Origin of the sequence: Roseateles sp. (assembly GCF_052436255.1) — a bacterium.
Lineage (GTDB): Bacteria > Pseudomonadota > Gammaproteobacteria > Burkholderiales > Burkholderiaceae_C > Pelomonas.
Window position 1 is genome coordinate 1 of record NZ_JBQVNP010000019.1, and the last position, 15,530, is coordinate 15,530.

19 protein-coding genes are annotated in these 15,530 nt (G+C 70.0%); 9 read left to right on the forward strand and 10 right to left on the reverse strand.

Features of this window, described 5'->3' with window-relative positions; genetic code table 11:
- A partial coding sequence (locus tag ACT6S0_RS06860; RefSeq protein ID WP_444763202.1) for an integrase core domain-containing protein occupies nucleotides 1-141 on the forward strand: 141 nt, incomplete at its 5' end.
- Nucleotides 142-148: 7 nt separating this feature from the next.
- Here ACT6S0_RS06860 and ppk2 read toward each other — a convergent pair.
- Nucleotides 149-1,045 carry a polyphosphate kinase 2 gene (ppk2, locus tag ACT6S0_RS06865; RefSeq protein WP_444763146.1) on the reverse strand — a complete coding sequence of 299 codons (897 nt, stop codon included), beginning with the start codon at nucleotides 1,043-1,045 and terminating at the stop codon, nucleotides 149-151.
- Nucleotides 1,046-1,198: 153 nt separating this feature from the next.
- On the opposite strand from ppk2, the gene ACT6S0_RS06870 reads away from it, so the two are divergent.
- The gene (locus tag ACT6S0_RS06870) at nucleotides 1,199-2,086 is read left to right on the forward strand and encodes a hypothetical protein (protein WP_444763147.1); all 888 of its coding nucleotides are present in this window, start codon (nucleotides 1,199-1,201) and stop codon (nucleotides 2,084-2,086) included.
- Nucleotides 2,087-2,119: 33 nt separating this feature from the next.
- On the forward strand, nucleotides 2,120-4,126 hold the full coding sequence (locus tag ACT6S0_RS06875) for a DEAD/DEAH box helicase (RefSeq protein WP_444763148.1): 2,007 nt from the start codon (nucleotides 2,120-2,122) through the stop codon (nucleotides 4,124-4,126).
- Here the strand turns inward: ACT6S0_RS06875 and ACT6S0_RS06880 are convergent.
- The 5 genes from ACT6S0_RS06880 to ybaK form a co-directional block, all read right to left on the reverse strand.
- Nucleotides 4,123-4,494 carry a RidA family protein gene (locus ACT6S0_RS06880; protein ID WP_444763149.1) on the reverse strand — a complete coding sequence of 124 codons (372 nt, stop codon included), beginning with the start codon at nucleotides 4,492-4,494 and terminating at the stop codon, nucleotides 4,123-4,125. The genes ACT6S0_RS06875 and ACT6S0_RS06880 overlap by 4 nt on opposite strands.
- Nucleotides 4,491-5,162 carry a glycerol-3-phosphate 1-O-acyltransferase PlsY gene (gene plsY, locus ACT6S0_RS06885; protein WP_444763150.1) on the reverse strand — a complete coding sequence of 224 codons (672 nt, stop codon included), beginning with the start codon at nucleotides 5,160-5,162 and terminating at the stop codon, nucleotides 4,491-4,493. The genes ACT6S0_RS06880 and plsY overlap by 4 nt, the downstream gene beginning before the upstream one ends.
- A 47-nt stretch (nucleotides 5,163-5,209) precedes the next feature.
- The gene (locus ACT6S0_RS06890; protein WP_444763151.1) at nucleotides 5,210-5,542 is read right to left on the reverse strand and encodes a hypothetical protein; all 333 of its coding nucleotides are present in this window, start codon (nucleotides 5,540-5,542) and stop codon (nucleotides 5,210-5,212) included.
- Nucleotides 5,543-5,621: 79 nt separating this feature from the next.
- Nucleotides 5,622-6,095: an MgtC/SapB family protein gene (locus tag ACT6S0_RS06895; RefSeq protein ID WP_444763152.1), complete on the reverse strand. Its 474-nt coding sequence runs from the start codon at nucleotides 6,093-6,095 to the stop codon at nucleotides 5,622-5,624.
- 40 nt (nucleotides 6,096-6,135) lie between these two features.
- Nucleotides 6,136-6,624, reverse strand: a complete 489-nt coding sequence (gene ybaK / locus ACT6S0_RS06900; protein WP_444763153.1) for a Cys-tRNA(Pro) deacylase — start codon at nucleotides 6,622-6,624, stop codon at nucleotides 6,136-6,138.
- 73 nt (nucleotides 6,625-6,697) lie between these two features.
- Between ybaK and ACT6S0_RS06905 the strand changes: the two genes are divergently transcribed.
- The 5 genes from ACT6S0_RS06905 (at nucleotide 6,698) to ACT6S0_RS06925 (ending at nucleotide 9,513) form a co-directional block, all read left to right on the forward strand.
- Nucleotides 6,698-7,246 carry a DUF2975 domain-containing protein gene (locus tag ACT6S0_RS06905; RefSeq protein ID WP_444763154.1) on the forward strand — a complete coding sequence of 183 codons (549 nt, stop codon included), beginning with the start codon at nucleotides 6,698-6,700 and terminating at the stop codon, nucleotides 7,244-7,246.
- Nucleotides 7,246-7,473 carry a helix-turn-helix domain-containing protein gene (locus ACT6S0_RS06910; RefSeq protein ID WP_444763155.1) on the forward strand — a complete coding sequence of 76 codons (228 nt, stop codon included), beginning with the start codon at nucleotides 7,246-7,248 and terminating at the stop codon, nucleotides 7,471-7,473. The genes ACT6S0_RS06905 and ACT6S0_RS06910 overlap by 1 nt, the downstream gene beginning before the upstream one ends.
- Nucleotides 7,474-7,555: 82 nt before the next feature.
- Entirely contained in the window at nucleotides 7,556-8,212 is a 657-nt protein-coding gene (locus ACT6S0_RS06915; RefSeq protein ID WP_444763156.1) for a hypothetical protein, read from the forward strand.
- Nucleotides 8,213-8,215: 3 nt separating this feature from the next.
- Nucleotides 8,216-8,830 (forward strand): hypothetical protein, encoded by a 615-nt coding sequence (locus ACT6S0_RS06920; protein WP_444763157.1) that lies wholly within the window; start codon nucleotides 8,216-8,218, stop codon nucleotides 8,828-8,830.
- 47 nt (nucleotides 8,831-8,877) lie between these two features.
- Nucleotides 8,878-9,513, forward strand: coding sequence for a LysE family translocator (locus ACT6S0_RS06925; protein WP_444763158.1), 636 nt, complete (start codon nucleotides 8,878-8,880; stop codon nucleotides 9,511-9,513).
- 41 nt (nucleotides 9,514-9,554) lie between these two features.
- On the opposite strand, the gene ACT6S0_RS06930 is transcribed toward ACT6S0_RS06925, so the two are convergent.
- Together ACT6S0_RS06930 and ACT6S0_RS06935 are read right to left on the reverse strand one after the other, a co-directional pair.
- Nucleotides 9,555-11,270, reverse strand: a complete 1,716-nt coding sequence (locus ACT6S0_RS06930) for an acyl-CoA synthetase (protein ID WP_444763159.1) — start codon at nucleotides 11,268-11,270, stop codon at nucleotides 9,555-9,557.
- A 209-nt stretch (nucleotides 11,271-11,479) separates the two neighbouring features.
- A complete protein-coding gene (locus ACT6S0_RS06935) occupies nucleotides 11,480-12,007 on the reverse strand; it encodes a GNAT family N-acetyltransferase (protein WP_444763160.1) in 528 nt (175 codons plus the stop codon).
- A gap of 23 nt (nucleotides 12,008-12,030) precedes the next feature.
- Between ACT6S0_RS06935 and ACT6S0_RS06940 the strand changes: the two genes are divergently transcribed.
- Complete coding sequence (locus ACT6S0_RS06940; protein WP_444763161.1) at nucleotides 12,031-12,945, forward strand: alpha/beta fold hydrolase; 915 nt, start codon at nucleotides 12,031-12,033, stop codon at nucleotides 12,943-12,945.
- Here the strand turns inward: ACT6S0_RS06940 and ACT6S0_RS06945 are convergent, their stop codons facing one another.
- Nucleotides 12,946-13,608: a 3'-5' exonuclease gene (locus ACT6S0_RS06945; protein WP_444763162.1), complete on the reverse strand. Its 663-nt coding sequence runs from the start codon at nucleotides 13,606-13,608 to the stop codon at nucleotides 12,946-12,948.
- Entirely contained in the window at nucleotides 13,605-15,497 is a 1,893-nt protein-coding gene (locus ACT6S0_RS06950) for a DUF294 nucleotidyltransferase-like domain-containing protein (protein WP_444763163.1), read from the reverse strand. Before ACT6S0_RS06950 ends, ACT6S0_RS06945 begins: the two co-directional genes overlap by 4 nt.
- Nucleotides 15,498-15,530 lie beyond the last annotated feature (33 nt).

The window sequence follows — 15,530 nt, forward strand, 5'->3', positions numbered from 1 at the left end:
AGCTCCGACGTCCGCGCCGCTGAGCTTGCGCCCTGGATGCAGCACTACAACTTCCATCGCCCTCACTCTGCCACCGGCCACAAACCTCCCGCCTCACGGCTGGGGTTTGAGGTGAACAACGTCCTGAGAAACTACAGCTAGATGCCGTTCAATAGACCTCGGGCACGACGATGTGGCCCGGCACCGGGTTGCGCAGGTAGTCCTCGCGGCGCTCGCGCGCGGGCAACTCGATATCGGCATGTGGCACCTCCTGGTAGGGCATCTGGCCCAGCAGGTGGTGGATGCAGTTCAGCCGCGCACGCTTCTTGTCGTCGGCCTTGACGACCCACCAGGGCGACTCAGGCGCGTGGGTGCGCTCCAGCATCACCTCCTTGGCCCGGGTGTATTCCTCCCAGCGGCGGCGCGACTCCAGGTCCATGGGGCTCAGCTTCCACTGCTTGAGCGGATCGTGGATGCGGCCCAGGAAACGCACGCGCTGTTCGTCGTCGCTGATCGAGAACCAGTACTTGATGAGCTGGATGCCCGAGCGCTGCAGCATGCGTTCGAACTCCGGCGCGGAGCGGAAGAACTCCTCGTACTGCTCGTCGGTACAGAAGCCCATGACCCGCTCGACGCCGGCGCGGTTGTACCAACTGCGGTCGAACAGCACGATCTCGCCGGCCGCCGGCAGGTGCGACACATAGCGCTGGAAGTACCACTGCGTGCGCTCGCGGTTGTTGGGCGCCGGCAGCGCTGCCACGCGGCAGACGCGCGGGTTCAGCCGCTGCGTGATGCGCTTGATGACACCTCCCTTGCCCGCCGCGTCGCGGCCCTCGAACAGGATGACGACCTTGTGGCCGCCGTGCACCACCCAGTCCTGCAGCTTGACCAGCTCGCTCTGCAGCCGGAACAGCTCGCGGAAATAGCGCTTGCGCTCGGCCGACGCGGCGTCGCTCGGCACGGCGCCGGGCTCGCGGTCCTCGAGCTCAAGCTCCAGCTCCTCGTCGAAATCGTCCTGCAGGTCCCGGTGAATGCGCTTCACCAGGTCGTCTTCGATGTGGCTCACAAAGGCTCCCGGCCGCGATGGCGGCTGAACCGACGATGCTGACGCGCCGATGTGGCGGGAGCGTGACAGCCTGCCTGGGCGACACTCAGCAGGCGGAAGGACGTCAGGCTTTGCACTGAACGCGCCCGCGCCTCGGGGAGGGGAGAACTCACTGTGAATCAGATTGCCAAACTGATGGTGTTCCAGGCACTGGCGCTCGCCACGGCTGGCGCGCTGGCCGCGGCCGCTGCACCACCATCCCAGCCGACACCCTGGGCCGCCGCCGCCTTTGGCGCGATGCGCGATGCCGATACCCTGCCGGCCGACGCAGGTGACCAGCCTGCACCGACGACCTTGGTGTGGCGGCTGCAAAGTCGGGAGGCCGGCGTGGCGTTCGAAAGCCAGGTGCAATCCATGACGCTGATGCCGGGCCGCGCACCCGGCGGCACGACGTCGCGCCATGTCCATAGCGATGCGACCGGGCCGCTGTGGTGCTTCGAGACGACGGGCACCCGCTTCGGCGACGGCAGTTGGGGCTTCTCGGGCCGGCTCCTCGATGCGCGGTGCCAGTCGCTGCTCGCCGAGCCGCGTCACGTCATCGCGGACGGCACGTCGCACGGCTTCCACGGCCGACTGGCTAATGGCAAGGCCATCGCCATCGAACTGCTGGCGCGTCGCTTTGCGCTGCCACCCAACTTCATCTGGATCGACGTTGGCATTGATCAGACCCCGAATGCCACCGCGCCGGCCGGGCTGCGGCTACTGGGGCCGCTCGGCGAGCGCTTGCGGGTTGAATCCGGGCCAGCCCCTGCCGACATGCGCCAGGCACTGACTGTCGAACTGGTGACGACGGCCGAGGGCGGCGACCATGCGCGCATCAAGGTCCGCCTGCTGCTCGGTGAGCCCGCGCGGCTGCTGGCCGAACCGCAGGTCGTCACGCGCTGGGGCGAACCGGCCCGGCTCGCTTGGGCGGATCCGGCCACTGGCCGGCGCGTCGAGTTGAGGTTGACACCCCATCGCAGCGCGTCCAGCGCCCGCGGGGATGGTCAGCGGAGCCGCTAAAGTCCCGCCCTCCCGAACCCTCCTGTCGCCGCCATGAGCCTTGCCGATGTGCGCGCGGCGCTGAACGCCGAGCTGTCGGCCACGCCCGAGTACTACGACTTCAAGGTCTTGCGCATCGAGCGCGACGGCGCGCTGTGGCGCGTGACGCTGGAGCCCGGCTATGTGTTCGCCGAGGGCCAGCGGCCCGGTGCGGCGTCGGCGCAGGCGCTGCTGGATGACAGCCTCGACGGTGCCAGTGCCTGGTGGGGCGCGCCGAGCAAAGGCGGCGCCAGCGTGCTGGCCATCGTCGCCGAGGACGACCAGCTCGTGTTGCAGAACGCCAGCAGCGCGCCGCCGCCGCCCGGCGGGCTGATCCGCCTGTATCCGACGCGCTTCCTGAATGCCGTGGCCGACGCCTGGTGGGACACGCCCTGGGCCGAGCGCGCGCTGGGCTGCCTGCCCGACCTCGGCCTGCCGCAGCGCGTCGACACGGGCCCGGCGCTGACGGGCGCGCCCTTCCGCTGGCTGCGCGCGGCGCAGCGCGAGGCGCTCGCCCTCGTCGGCCACAGCAGCGCCTTCCTGTGGGGGCCGCCGGGGACCGGCAAGACGACGACGCTCGGCGTGCTGCTGGCCGAGTACCTGGACACGCGGCCCGACGCCCGCGTGCTGCTGCTGTCGACGACCAACCATGCGGTGGACCTGGCGACGCTGGCCGTCGACAAGGCCTTGCAGAAGGGCCGGCGCGAGCACTGCCGGCCGCTCGTGCAGCGCCTGGGCACTCGCTTCGACGCTGCCGCCTATGCTGGGCGCGAGCACCTGATCCCGACCGAAGACACGGACCTGATCGCGCGGCTGGCGCGGGCCGAAAGCCAGCGGCCTTCCGCACGCGACGCCACCGCACTGAAGGCCTGGGCCGACCGCGTGGCGGCGCTGCGCGACGAGCTGCGCGGCGCCTCGCTGAAGGTGCTCCGGCGTTGCCGTCTGGCCGCGATGACGACGACGCGCGCCGCCTTCACGCTGAAGTCGCTGCGCGAGCTGACGGCCGACGACGAGCCGCCCTTCGACCTGGTCGTGTTCGACGAGGCCAGCCAGGTCAGCCTCGCGCATGCGCTGGCGCTGATGCCGCTGGGCCGTGCGCGCCTGTTCGCGGGTGACCCGCAGCAGCTCTGGCCGGTGCTGCGCAGCGAGGATCGGCTGGCGCGGCGCTGGCTGGGCCGCTCGGCGTTTGCCGAGATGCCGCGCCTGGGGGCGTCGGTGGCGTTGCTGGACGAGCAGTCACGCATGGCGGCGCCGATTGGCGACCTCGTCAGCCAGCTGTTCTACGACGGGGTGCTGCGCGTGGCTGCAGACACGTCGGCGGACTGGCAGGCCGCACGGCGCCGCACGCTGGGCGACATCGGCCCCGCCGAACACGTCCACCTGCATCGCGTCCGGCGCGACGGCGGCTGGTCGGCGCGGGAGCGCGGGCCGGTGCGGCGCGAGTCGGCCGAGGCCATCGCTGAACTGATCGCCAACGCCCTGGCCAGCAGCGCCTGGCGCCCTGACGAGCTGATCGTGCTGACCCCGTTCCGCGCCCAGCGGGCGCTGATCCGGCAAGCCCTGCGTGCGCGGGGCCTGCCCGAATCGTTGCGGGTCAGCACCGTGCACCGCGCCCAGGGCAGCGAGGCGCCGGTCGTGCTGTTCGACCCGGCCGATGGCGCCCAGCCCTTCCTGCATGGCGAGGCCGCGCAGCGCCTGCTCAACGTCGCGCTGAGCCGCGCCCAGGCCAAGCTGGTGGTGTTCGTGTCAGCCGCCGATGCGGCGAGCCCATTCCTGGCGCCGCTGGTTCAGAAACTGCGGCTGGCCGCCGACGACCGCGCCGCCCAGCCCCTGATCGAGCTGGCGCGCGAGTCGGGCTTTCCGGCCAATGCCGTCGGACGGCGCGTGACGGCGGGCCGGCTCAGCGGCGAGGTGGCGCGCGTCAGCGCCGATGGCAGCCAGTTCTGGCTGATCAATGCGAGCACCGGCGCGCAGCAGGTGTTCGACACCGAGTTCTGGCGCCAGCGTGCCAGGCGTGTTTAGACGGCAGCCGTGACGACGATCTCCACCTTCCACTCCGGCCTGGCGAGGCCGGCGATGACGGTGGCACGCGGCGGCGTGTGGCCGGTGGCGACCCAGGCGTCCCAGGCGGCGTTCATGCCGGGGAAGTCGGCGCGGTCGGCCAGGTAGATCTGCGCGCGCAGGATGCGGCTCTTGTCGGTGCCGGCGCGCGCCAGCAGCTTGTCGATGGCGGCCAGCACCTGGGCCGTCTGGCCGGTGATGTCGGCACTGGCGTCCTCGGGCACCTGGCCGGCAAGGTAGGCGACGCCGTTGTAGACGGCCATCTCGGACAGGCGGGCACCGATGTCGAAACGTTCGACCGTTGAGGAAAAGGGCGTGGAGGCGGTCATGCTTTCTTCCGGTTCTTGGCGGGTTTGGCGGGTTTGTGTGCGGGCGCGGCAGCCTTGGCGGACTTTTGCCCGAGCTTGCTCTCGGTGCCCGCCATCAGCTTCTTGATGTTGGCCTGGTGGCGCCAGACCAGCAGCAGACCCATGATGATCAGGGCCAGCGCGGTGGGGCCGGCTTCCCAAATGAGCAACTGATACATCGGCGCGAAGGCGGCCGACACGATGGCCGCCAGCGACGAATAGCGGCTGAACCAGGCAATGATGAGCCAGGTCGCCAGCGTTGCCACTCCCAAGATCGGGTTCAGGGCAAAGATGACACCGGCCGCCGTGGCCACGCCCTTGCCGCCCTTGAACTTGAAGAAGACAGGCCACAGGTGGCCGATGAAGGCGGCCAGCCCGACCAGCGCGGCCGTGCCCTCGCCCAGACCGAAGCGCGGCCCCCAGATCAGCACGGCCAGCACGGGCAGGTAGCCCTTGAGCGCGTCGAACATCAGCGTCAGGACGGCCGCGGCCTTGTTGCCCGAGCGCAGCACGTTGGTGGCGCCCGGGTTGCCCGAGCCATAAGAGCGCGGGTCCGACAGGCCCATGGCCCGGCTGATGATGACGGCGAAGGACAGCGAGCCGATCAGATAGCCGGCAAGGGCTGCAAGCAAGGGGAGGACGGTTTGCATGGGGCGGCATTGTCATGCAGCCACCGGTCGTTGCGCGCCGCCGGCCGTCAGTGCCGCCGGTCACGCCACCAGGCCACCAGCCGGTGCCAGCACTTGATCAGGAAGAGGATCAGGCGCCCGACCGGTTTGCGCAGGAAGGGCAGGTCCTGGGCCAGCAGCAGCAGGCCCATCGGCAACCATTCGATGCCGATGACGGGCATGAACCAGAAGGCCGAGGCGGCAATGCACAACAACCCCGCCGGGATGCGTACCCAGATCGCGCCGGGACTGCGCAGCCAAGCCAGGCCGCGCGCCAAGCGGCCGGGCAGCAGTTCCTGGAGCTGGGAGAACGCCAGGTCCAGCATCTCCTTGCCCGTCATGGTGCGGCTGTGTGTCGACATCGCGGCCAGTGTCGGCAGCGGCCGCTGCCCGGCCCATCAGGGGACGCGCGCCCCGCCGGTAGGACGGGGCCGCGTGGCCTCAGCGCCGGTCGCGCCCCACCACGCGGGGCAACACCGCCAGCACGGTCAGCGCCAGCAGGGTGCTGATCAGCGCGGTCGCCTCGCGGCCCAGTCCGCAGGCCACGCCGATGGCGGCCGTCATCCAGATGTTGGCGGCCGTCGTCAGGCCATGCACGTCTTCCTCGCTGCGGTGCTTGATGATCGCGCCCGCACCAAGAAAGCCGATGCCGGTGACGATGCCCTGGATGACGCGGCTCATGTCGGCCACAGCCATGCCGTCCAGCTCCGGCACCAGGACGAACAGCGCCGCGCCCATGGCCACCAGCATGTGGGTGCGAATACCCGCGGCCTTGCCCTTGTTCTCGCGCTCATAGCCGAGCACGCCACCCAGCAGCGCCGCCAGCAACAGCCGGGTGAGGATGCGCGTGAGCTGTTCCGCATCGGGCGCGTCGGAGAACTCGGACTGCAGGGTCGTCAGGATGGTGTTCCACATGGGCGGGCTCCTCGGCAATAGGCGTGCCTGCGCCCCGGGTTCAGTTGGCGCAGCTGACCGGCCGCGCGCCCAGCAGCTGTGTCAACAGCTGCGGCTCGATGCCGACGAGGTAGCCGCGCCGGCCGCCGTTGATGCAGATCTTCGGCAGCGCCAGGATGCTGGCCTCGACGAACACCGGCATCGACTTGCGCACACCGAAGGGCGAGGTGCCGCCGACCTGGTAGCCGCTGTGGCGTTGCGCCACGTCCGGCTTGCAGGGTTCGACCTTCTTGCACGGGATCTGCCGCGCCAGCTCCTTCAGGCTGACCGTCTTGTCACCATGCATCAGCACGATCAGCGGCTCGGCCTTCTCGTCCTGCATGACCAGGGTCTTGACGACCGCATGTTCCTCCACGCCAAGCTGCCTGGATGACTCAGCCGTACCGCCGTGCTCGACATAGTCGTAGACATGCTCGGTGAACGCGACGCCGGCGCGCTTCAGGGCCTGGGTCGCAGGGGTTTCGCTGACATGCGTGCTCTTCTTGCTCATCTGCTGGGATTGATTCTGTTGCGCGGCAAGTAATTATCGTTTTACAGTAACTTCTTTCAAACCAGCCGTCGCCATGCCCGACTCATTCTCCGCCGAAGGCCTGCGCCGCATCCGCCGCCTGGCCTGGGTCGTGCGGTTGCTCTGCCTGTTCGGCGTCGTCGTCATCGGCGCCCTGCCCTTCATCTTCTGGGCCGACCCGATGTGGGTGGCCGAGGTGGCCGCGCGCACATGGAACCTCGACCGGATGCAGCTCGACATCGGCGCGCGGCTGGGCGGGCTGGCGGCGTCGCTGCTACCGACGTCGGCCAGCGTGTTCGCGCTGTGGCAGATGTGGTCGCTGTTCGGCTGCTTCGCCCACGGCGAGCTGCTGGCGCGGCGCCCGGCCTTGCACTTGCGCCGCCTCGGCGTGGGCCTGTGCGCGCTGGCGGCGGCCCAGCCGCTGGGCCACACCTTCGCCATCCTGGCGTTGACCCTGGGCAACCCCCATGGCGAGCGCCGGATCGCGTTCAGCCTGTCGTCGGACCACTACCTCGTCCTGCTCTTCGGCCTGCTGCTGCTGGCCCTCGCCCAAGTGCTGCACGAAGCTGCCAGAGTGGCAGACGAGAACGCTGAATTCGTCTGATGCCCATCGTCGTCACCCTCGACGTCATGCTCGCGCGCCGCAAGATGCGTTCGCGCGAGCTGGCCGAGCGCGTGGGCATCACGGAGGCCAACCTGTCGCTGCTGAAAAGCGGCAAGGTGCGCGGCGTGCGCTTCGACACCTTGTCGCGTATCTGTGAAGTCATGCAATGCCAACCCGGCGACCTGCTCGCCTGGGAGCCCGGCCCCGAACCCCCCGACGAAACCTGAGCCCATGCGCCTACTCATCCTTTACTTGACATCCTTGACGTGCGCCGTCTTGGCCGCCTCCGCCGCCCGCGCCGACACTGCCATGCTGCCCACCGTGACTACCGAGCTCAAGCGCGACGCCGGCGCCATGCCCTATGGCCACATCAATGAAGTGCTGACGCGGCTGAAACAGCACGGCGAGGGCCTGTTCCGCATGGACTTCCACGTCGACAAGGGCAACACCAAGGTGCCGCTGCCCGGCATCCGCATGGTGGTGCGCAGCGACGACGCCGACTACCCGATCAAGATCGCCGACGACGGCGCGTTCAAACTGCCGCTGCTGCCGCTGCCCGAGGCCAAGACCGCAGACCTCGCGACCAACGTGCCCAAGGGCCAGCTCGCCTTGCGCGGCACGCCGGAGCTGACGACGCAGCCCGAGCAACTCGACCTGGCCACGGTGCGCCGGATCATGCGCGTCGCCCGCACGCTGCGCGAAGAGCTGTTGCCCTTCTACCTGCGCTGGCTGTTCCCGCGCATGCAAGGCGTACGCATCTGCAGCGACACCCCCACCTGGGAGCTGGAGTGGCGCGAGAACGGCCAGTTGATGGGTCTGCCGCTGCCGGCGGCCAACGAGCGCGAACCAACCACGAAAAAGGGCGACCCCAGCCGGCCCTGCACGTTGCTGACGGGGCAGGAGAACTGGCCCGAAACCGCCCGGTTGCTGCCCCCCGCCGCCACCAAGCTGAGCATCAAGTTCTAGCGCATGGACCACCGCTGGGTTGCTCGCAGCCTGGTCGTCGGGCTGCATCTGGCGCTGCTGGCGGCGCTGTGGCTGCATCGCCCGGCGCCTCTTGCCGAGCGCGGCGAGCGGCGCGTGACGACGGTCCGCATCGTGCAGCCAAAGCCCGCACCACCACCACTCGCCCAGACGCGCCTGCCGCCGCCGCGGGCCGCCGCCCCAGCAGTGCCGGCCATCACGCCGCCCGCGTTCACGACCGAGGCCGAACCGAAGACTCCCGTACAGGCCGCGCCGACAGCCCCCGCGGCAGAAGCGCCTCACCCGGAGCCGCCGCGTACCGCGCTGCGTCTGACCCTGCCGCCGGGCTTCGCCGCGTCGTCGTCATCGCTGACCAACCCGGCACTGAACGACCCGCGCAGCAACACGGCCAAACGCACCCTCGAAAGCCGCATCGCCGACGCGGCCGAGGCCACCGGCCCATGGGTCTCCGAGCGCACCAGCGACCACCGCACGCTGCTGCGCCGGGGTGACACCTGCGTGGAGGTGTTGCGCTCGCGCATCGCCGACACGGACCCTTTCAATGGCAATGTCGCGCCGCGCACCGTGCCGATGTTCGGCAAGCCCTACAAGTGCAAGTGAGCGGTGGGCGCATAGACTCGCCGCGTTCTCGCCCGACTCTCATTTCCATGCCGCTCTCGACCTGGTTGCTGTTCTGCGGCGTTGCATTGCTCGCCACTTTCTCGCCGGGCCCCGGCGTGCTGCTGGCCATCGCCAACTCGGTGGCCGTGGGTCCGCGGCAGACGGCGTTCAGTTCGCTCGGCAACGCAGCGGGCCTCTTCATCGCGTCGGGCGCGGCCACCGCCGGCATGGGGGCGCTGCTGGCGGTATCGGCCTCGGCCTTCCTCGCCGTCAAGGTCGTCGGGGCGGCCTACCTGGTCTACCTCGGCATCAAGCAATGGCGCAGCGCTCCCCTGCCGCTGGACAGCACCGCCACGGCCATCCACCCCCAGCGCACGGCCGGCAAGCTCTTCCTGCAGGGGCTCGGCGTGGCCGTCACCAATCCCAAGGCCATCTTGTTTTTCACGGCGCTGTTCCCGCAGTTCCTGACGGCGGGCGGATCGCTGGTCTTGCAGACCCTGCTGCTGACGGCCACCTTCACCGCCCTGGCACTGGTGTCGCATGCCTTCTACGTCGGGTTGTTCCGCCGCCTGCGGCGCTTCCTGACCGAAGCGCGCCATGTGCGCCTGTTCAACCGCGTGTCCGGCGGGCTGTTCGTGTTGCTGGGGCTGAGCCTGCTGAGGCTGCGCAACCGCGTGGCCTGACTGCGCAAGGGCGGCCGGCCAGCCCGCTGGATGCGAGTGCCTCAGGCGGGCGCCGCCGCCCGCTGCTGCTCGCGCAGCCGCAGCACGCGGCGCTGTACCTTGCCGGTCGTCGTCATCGGCAGGGCGTCGATGAATTCGATCTCCTTCGGATACTCGTAAGGCGCCAGACGGGACTTCACGTGCGCCTGCAGCGCCTCAACCAGCGCTGCGTCGCCCTTGTGTCCGTCGGCAAGCACCACATAGGCTTTCACCAGCGCCCCGCGCTCGGCATCCGGCTTGGGCACCACGGCCGCGTTGGCGACGGCCGGGTGCTTGAGCAGGCAGTTCTCGATCTCGCCGGGCCCGATGCGGTAGCCGGCGGCCTTGAAGACATCGTCGGCGCGGCCCTCGTACCAGAGCGTGCCGTCGGCATCCATGCGGGCGAGGTCGCCGGTGCGGCACCAACTGTTCAAAGGGTCGCCGGTGAACTTCGCCTTCGTCGCCGCCTCGCTATTCCAGTAGCCGAGGAAGAACACCGGGTCGGGCATGCCATGGCGATCACGTGCGTGCACGGCCACCTCACCCGTTTCTCCGGGGGCGCACTCGCGGCCGTCGTCATCGATGACGGCCACGCGATGCCCCGGGTAGGCACGGCCCATGCTGCCCGGTTTGGCCGGCCACAGCGCCTGGCAGTTGCCGACGACATAGTTCATCTCGGTCTGGCCGAACATCTCGTTGACCGGCACGCCCAAGGCGTCGCGGCACCACGTGAAGACGGCGTCGCCTACGGCCTCGCCCGCGCTCATCAGCGCGCGCAGCTGCAGCTTGTGTCGCTGCGGCCGCCCGTCCTTCGGCGGATACGCCTTCATCATGGCCTTGAGCGCCGTCGGGAACAGGAAGGCGTGCGTGACGCCATAGGTCGCCATCAGCTCGAAGGCCTTGGACGGCGAGAAGCGGCCCTGGAAGGCCACGATGGGCCGGCCGAAGTAGAGCGTCGGCAGCAGCGCATCCATCAGGCCGCCCGTCCAGGCCCAGTCGGCGGGGCTCCAGAAGACGGCGTCGCTGGGCTTGCCCGCGTCGAAGGGATCGAAGCCGAACCAGTTCTGGCTGGCGACAAAGCCGCTGAGGTTGCCGATCAACGCGCGCTGCGGGATCAGCGCGCCCTTGGGATTGCCGGTGGTGCCGCTGGTGTAGATCAGGATGGCAGCGTCGTCGGCGCGGGTGGCGACAGGCTTGAAGCGCGCCTCCTCGGCCTGCAGGGCTTGCATCCACGGCAGCTCGTCGCACTGCGGGTCGATTGCTGCCGGGCATTCGCCAACCACGACGATGCGGCGCAGCGCCGGGCAGCGCGCCTTGACCTCGCGCAACGCCGGCAAGGCCTCGCAGGCGGCGATGGCGAGCACCGCACCGCTGTCCTGCAGGCGGTACTCCAGCGCCTCGGCGCCGAACAGCATCGACAGCGGCATCGCCACCGCGCCGATCTGCTGGATGGCGATATGGGCGACAGCCGTCTCGAAGCGCTGCGGCAACATGATGGCGACACGGTGGCCGCGCCGCACGCCCTGGTTCAGCAGCGCGTTGGACAGCCGGTTGGCGGCGCGCTGCAGTTGCGCATAGCTGTACTGCGCGCGGCAGCCGCTGTCGCTGTCGAAATGGATGGCGGCCGCCTTGGGCGTGTCACGCGCCCAGCGGCCACAGCAGGCCTCGGCGATGTTGAAGTCGTCCGGCACCTGCCAGCGGAAGGCGGCGTGCAGCTGCGCGTAATGGTCTTCCACCATGGGCCACCCCGGGTTGGGACAAGGGGGCGAATGCTAGCCAGCGCGGCGCGTGCCTCCCTCATGGATTGCCCGGGTCTGGGCTGAGCGCCGGGCCGCTCCCAGGCCGGGCGGCCCGGCGATGTGCGAGCGGCTCAATGTCGCGCGCATCGCGTCCCCGCGGGGCTGAGGCCGGTATTCAGCGCGGCCAGCGGGGCCAGCGGGCCAGGGGCTCAAATGCCCAGCCAGGCGGACGGCGACCACATGCTGGGCCGGTCGCCATCGGCATAGCGCTCCAGCGCCTCGCCGGTGAGCCGGCAGATGCGCCAGTCGGGCATCACCTCGGCGCCGAGCTTCTCGTAGAAGCGGATGGCGTCCTCGTTCCAGTTCAGCACCGTCCAGTCGAAGCGGCCGTAGCCGCGCTCGCAGGCCAGCTGGGCCAGGTGCACCAGCAGGGACCGACCGAGGCCGCTGCGGCGGTGGGCTGGGCGCACATAGAGGTCCTCAAGATACAGCCCGGGCTTGGCCAGGAAGGTCGAGAAGTTGGTGTAGTACAGCGCAAAGGCGACGACCTCGCCGTCAACCTCGCCCAAGGTGCACTCCGCCACGGGCGTGTCGCCGAACAGGTGCGGCTCCAGCTTGGCGGGCGTGACTTCAAGCAGATGCGTCAGGTTCTCGAACTCCGCCAGCTCCGAGATGAGTTGGACGATGGCGGGCAGGTCGCGCGGCTCGGCGGCGCGCAGGGTCGGTCGTGATGGCATGACGCCATTGTCAGCTGACAACCTTGTCCTACAGTGCGGATATGCCCGATGTCTATCCCCCCCATCGCATCCACCGCAGCGAGTTCCTGAACCTGCGCGGCCTGCGCCATCACATCCTGCGCTGGGGTGTCCCGCAGGCCGATCGGCCGCCGCTGGTCATGGTGCACGGCTGGATGGATGTCGGTGCGTCCTTCCAGTTCGTCGTCGATGCGCTGCAAGGCGGCCGCGAGGTGATTGCCCTGGACTGGCGCGGCTTCGGGCTCAGCGAAACGACGGGCGCCGACAGCTACTGGTTCCCCGACTATCTCGGCGACCTGGACGCATTGCTCGATGCGCTGAGCCCCGACGCGCCGGTGGACTTGGTGGGCCACAGCATGGGCGGCAATGTGGTGATGAGTTACGCCGGGGTTCGTCCAGACCGCATACGCCGCCTCGTCAATCTCGAAGGCTTCGGCATGCCCGACATCTCGCCCGCCGCGGCGCCGGAGCGTCTGGCCAAGTGGCTGGACGACCTCAAGAACCCGCCGTCGCTGCGTCCCTACGCGACGCTGGCCGACGTGGCCGAGCGCCTGATGAAAAACAACCCCCGACTGCCCGGCGACAAGGCCGCCTGGCTGGCCCAGCACTGGTCGCGCGCAACACCAGAGGGTTTCCAGCTCAATGCCGACCCGGCCCACAAGCTGGCCAACCCGATGCTCTACCGCAAGGCGGAAGTGCTCGCCTGCTGGCAGCGCATCACGGCGCCCACGCTGTGGGTGGAAGGCAGCGACGACCAGCTGACGCGCTTCTGGGGCAGCCGCTATCCGCGTGAGGAATTCGAGTCGCGCCTGGCCGTGGTGCCAGGTCTTGCGCGCGCCGTGCTGCAGGACGCCGGCCACATGCTGCACCACGACCAGCCCGAGGCGCTGGCGCTGCTGCTGCGCGACTTCCTGGCCTGATCAGCCGCGGGGCAGCCAGCGGCCCGCATGGCTGATGGTCACGAGGTCATTGAAGCGGGTCTCGCCGCGCGCCTGCAGGGCCGGCCACAGGCGCAGCAGCAGCTCGGCCGTCGCCAGGGTATCGGCGGCGGCTCGGTGGCGCTGGGCGCAGCGGATACCAAAGCGGGCCATCCAGTCGTCCAACGACCCGCCGCCCGGCAGCGGATGCAGTGTCGCGGCCACCGGCGCGATGTCCGCCCAGCGATTGCGCAGGCGCCGGCCCAGCAGGGTCCGCATCTCGCGCTGGATCATGGCGCGGTCGAAGGGGGCATGGAAGGCCAGCAGCGGCGCGCCGTCCACCCAGGCCTCGAAGGCCTGCAGTGCCGCGACGGCCGGCATGCCGCCGCGCTGCGCGGCCAGGCCGATGCCGTGCAGCAGGATATTGGCGCGTTCGGCCTCGTCCGGCGTCTGCTGGCCCTGGGGCTGGCGCAGCAGCAGCTCGAAGCTGTCGCCCAGGCGGATGCGCGGCGCGCCAGCCGAGAGGTCGAGCGCTATGCCGGCGATGGCCAGCAGGCGGTCGCGCTCGACATCGAGGCCGCTGGTTTCGACATCGAGCACGATCCAGCGCATCGACTCGGCAGCCGTCGCGCGGCGGCGCGCCCACCAGTCTGACAGGGCCCTCATCGCAGCCAGTCCAGCTCGATGCGTTGCTGCAAACGGCGTGCGACCTTGCAACACTCCTTGAGCATCAGGCGGTCGACATCGTTGAGGCTGTCGAGCACCAGCCAGTTCGGGTTGGCGCCCGCGGGGCCGTCGGCGTCCATCTGGCCGCGCAGCCTCAGCATCTGCAGGAACTCGAAGGCGCCCACCCACCCCTCGCTCTCGGCCGCCGGCACCTGCATCAGCCGCGCCGCCGCCTCCAGACGTTCGCGCGTGGCGGTCTGCGACAGGCCGTGGGCCAACGCGAACAGCCGCGCCGCGTCGACGAACAGGGCGGTGCCCTGGAGCTTGAGGTCGATGCCCTCGGCGCCGCCGCGCTTGTGGCCCTCGAGCGCGCCCAGCCAGTTCAACGGCGGCCGGCTGCGCAGCGCGTTCTCGCCGAGCTGGCGCAGAAAGCGTGGCAGCGTCGCCGCATGGCGCCCGATCAGTTCGCGCATCGGCCGGGCCAGCTCGACATCGCCGGCCAGCGGGCGGAAGTCGAAATAGATGCTGGCCCGCAGCAGATCCTCGGGGGCACCGTGCTCCAGCCATTCGTTGAAGGCCTGCAGCCACTCCTGAGGCGTGCGACAGCAGTCGGGCATGGATGCCATGACGCCACCCTTGCACAGCGGGTAGCCACAGGCATCGAGGGCCTCGTTGACCTCGCGTGCGAAAGCCATCCAGCGCGGCCGGTCGGCCTGCGGCTGGCTGCTGACGAAGACCAGGCCGTTGTCCTGGTCGGTGGCCAGGGTCTGCTCGCTGCGGCCCTCGGAGCCGAAGGCCAGCCAGCAGGCCTGGTCCAGCCGGATGCCGCGCGCGGCCGCCACCAGCTGCAGCAGGCGCTGGGTCAGCACATCGTTGAGGTGCGAGACCAGCTCGGTCAACTGGCGCGCTGCCACGCCCTGGGCCAGCAGATTGCGCGCGAAGCGGCGGATGTCCTGGGCCACCAGCTTCAGCGTGTCGAGCGACTCCGCGGCGTGGATGGCGCCGCTGACCTGCTTGAGCGAGAGGCGCTGCAGCGCGAACAGGTCGCGCTCGGAGACGATGCCCACGAGGCGCTCGCCGTCGAGCACGGGCACATGGCGCAGGTTGTGGCGCGACATCAGCAGCGCGGCGTCCTGGGCGGTGTCGCCGCTCTGCAGGGCCCGCACGGGCTGGCTCATGACGGCCTGGATGGGCGTTTCCAGCGCGAGCCGCGGCAGCACGATGCGAGCGAGCAGATCGCCGCGCGTCAGGATGCCGAGCGCACGCCCGGCGGCATCTGCCACCAGCAGAGAGCCGATGTGGCGCGCCTGCATCAGCGCCAGCGCCTCGTGCAGGGGCGTGTCCGGCGCCACGCTGACCGGCCGGCCGCGGATCAGCCGGGCCAGCGGGGTTTCGAGCGACTGCTCGGCCAGGGTCTGAGAGGCATAGGCGACCTGCAGAGCGCGCCGCGACAGCGCCAGGAACTGGGCGACACGACGGTTCAGGAAATCGGCGAAGACGGCGCTGCGCGCGGCCACGGCCTGCACCGTGGCGGCCGGGATCAGCAGGCAGAAGCTGTCGTCCTGGGAGCGGTAGCTGGCGGTGACCGGCCGGCGGCCGAGCAGCGCACCGACCGGAAACATCTCGCCGACCCCGTAATGAAAACCGCCCGCCGTATCGGCCAGGCCGCGCTGGGCGCTGACCTCGCCCTGGCGCAGCAGGTGCAGATGCGTCACCGGGCCCTGTTCGGGGCCGAGCACCAGCTCTCCCGGCGCGAAGTAGGCCAGCTCGGCAGCGACGAGCAGCTCGTGCAGTTCGCCGGCCTGCATCTGTGCGAACGGCGCATGGCGCTCCAGCTCCTGGGCCAGCTGGGCCACCAGGCTGGCCGAAGGGGTGGCGGCGTTGTCCATCGGGCCTCCTCGGGAAACAAAAAGGCCCCGCGG

Bases quoted from the DNA above. Each gene is read 5' to 3' on its own strand.
- ACT6S0_RS06875 (WP_444763148.1), top strand. From the start codon at position 2,120: ATGAGCCTTGCCGATGTGCGCGCGGCGCTGAACGCCGAGCTGTCGGCC.
- ACT6S0_RS06880 (WP_444763149.1), bottom strand. From the start codon at position 4,494: ATGACCGCCTCCACGCCCTTTTCCTCAACGGTCGAACGTTTCGACATC.
- plsY (WP_444763150.1), bottom strand. From the start codon at position 5,162: ATGCAAACCGTCCTCCCCTTGCTTGCAGCCCTTGCCGGCTATCTGATC.
- ACT6S0_RS06890 (WP_444763151.1), bottom strand. From the start codon at position 5,542: ATGTCGACACACAGCCGCACCATGACGGGCAAGGAGATGCTGGACCTG.
- ACT6S0_RS06895 (WP_444763152.1), bottom strand. From the start codon at position 6,095: ATGTGGAACACCATCCTGACGACCCTGCAGTCCGAGTTCTCCGACGCG.
- ybaK (WP_444763153.1), bottom strand. From the start codon at position 6,624: ATGAGCAAGAAGAGCACGCATGTCAGCGAAACCCCTGCGACCCAGGCC.
- ACT6S0_RS06905 (WP_444763154.1), top strand. From the start codon at position 6,698: ATGCCCGACTCATTCTCCGCCGAAGGCCTGCGCCGCATCCGCCGCCTG.
- ACT6S0_RS06910 (WP_444763155.1), top strand. From the start codon at position 7,246: ATGCCCATCGTCGTCACCCTCGACGTCATGCTCGCGCGCCGCAAGATG.
- ACT6S0_RS06915 (WP_444763156.1), top strand. From the start codon at position 7,556: ATGCTGCCCACCGTGACTACCGAGCTCAAGCGCGACGCCGGCGCCATG.
- ACT6S0_RS06920 (WP_444763157.1), top strand. From the start codon at position 8,216: ATGGACCACCGCTGGGTTGCTCGCAGCCTGGTCGTCGGGCTGCATCTG.
- ACT6S0_RS06925 (WP_444763158.1), top strand. From the start codon at position 8,878: ATGCCGCTCTCGACCTGGTTGCTGTTCTGCGGCGTTGCATTGCTCGCC.
- ACT6S0_RS06930 (WP_444763159.1), bottom strand. From the start codon at position 11,270: ATGGTGGAAGACCATTACGCGCAGCTGCACGCCGCCTTCCGCTGGCAG.
- ACT6S0_RS06935 (WP_444763160.1), bottom strand. From the start codon at position 12,007: ATGCCATCACGACCGACCCTGCGCGCCGCCGAGCCGCGCGACCTGCCC.
- ACT6S0_RS06945 (WP_444763162.1), bottom strand. From the start codon at position 13,608: ATGAGGGCCCTGTCAGACTGGTGGGCGCGCCGCCGCGCGACGGCTGCC.
- ACT6S0_RS06950 (WP_444763163.1), bottom strand. From the start codon at position 15,497: ATGGACAACGCCGCCACCCCTTCGGCCAGCCTGGTGGCCCAGCTGGCC.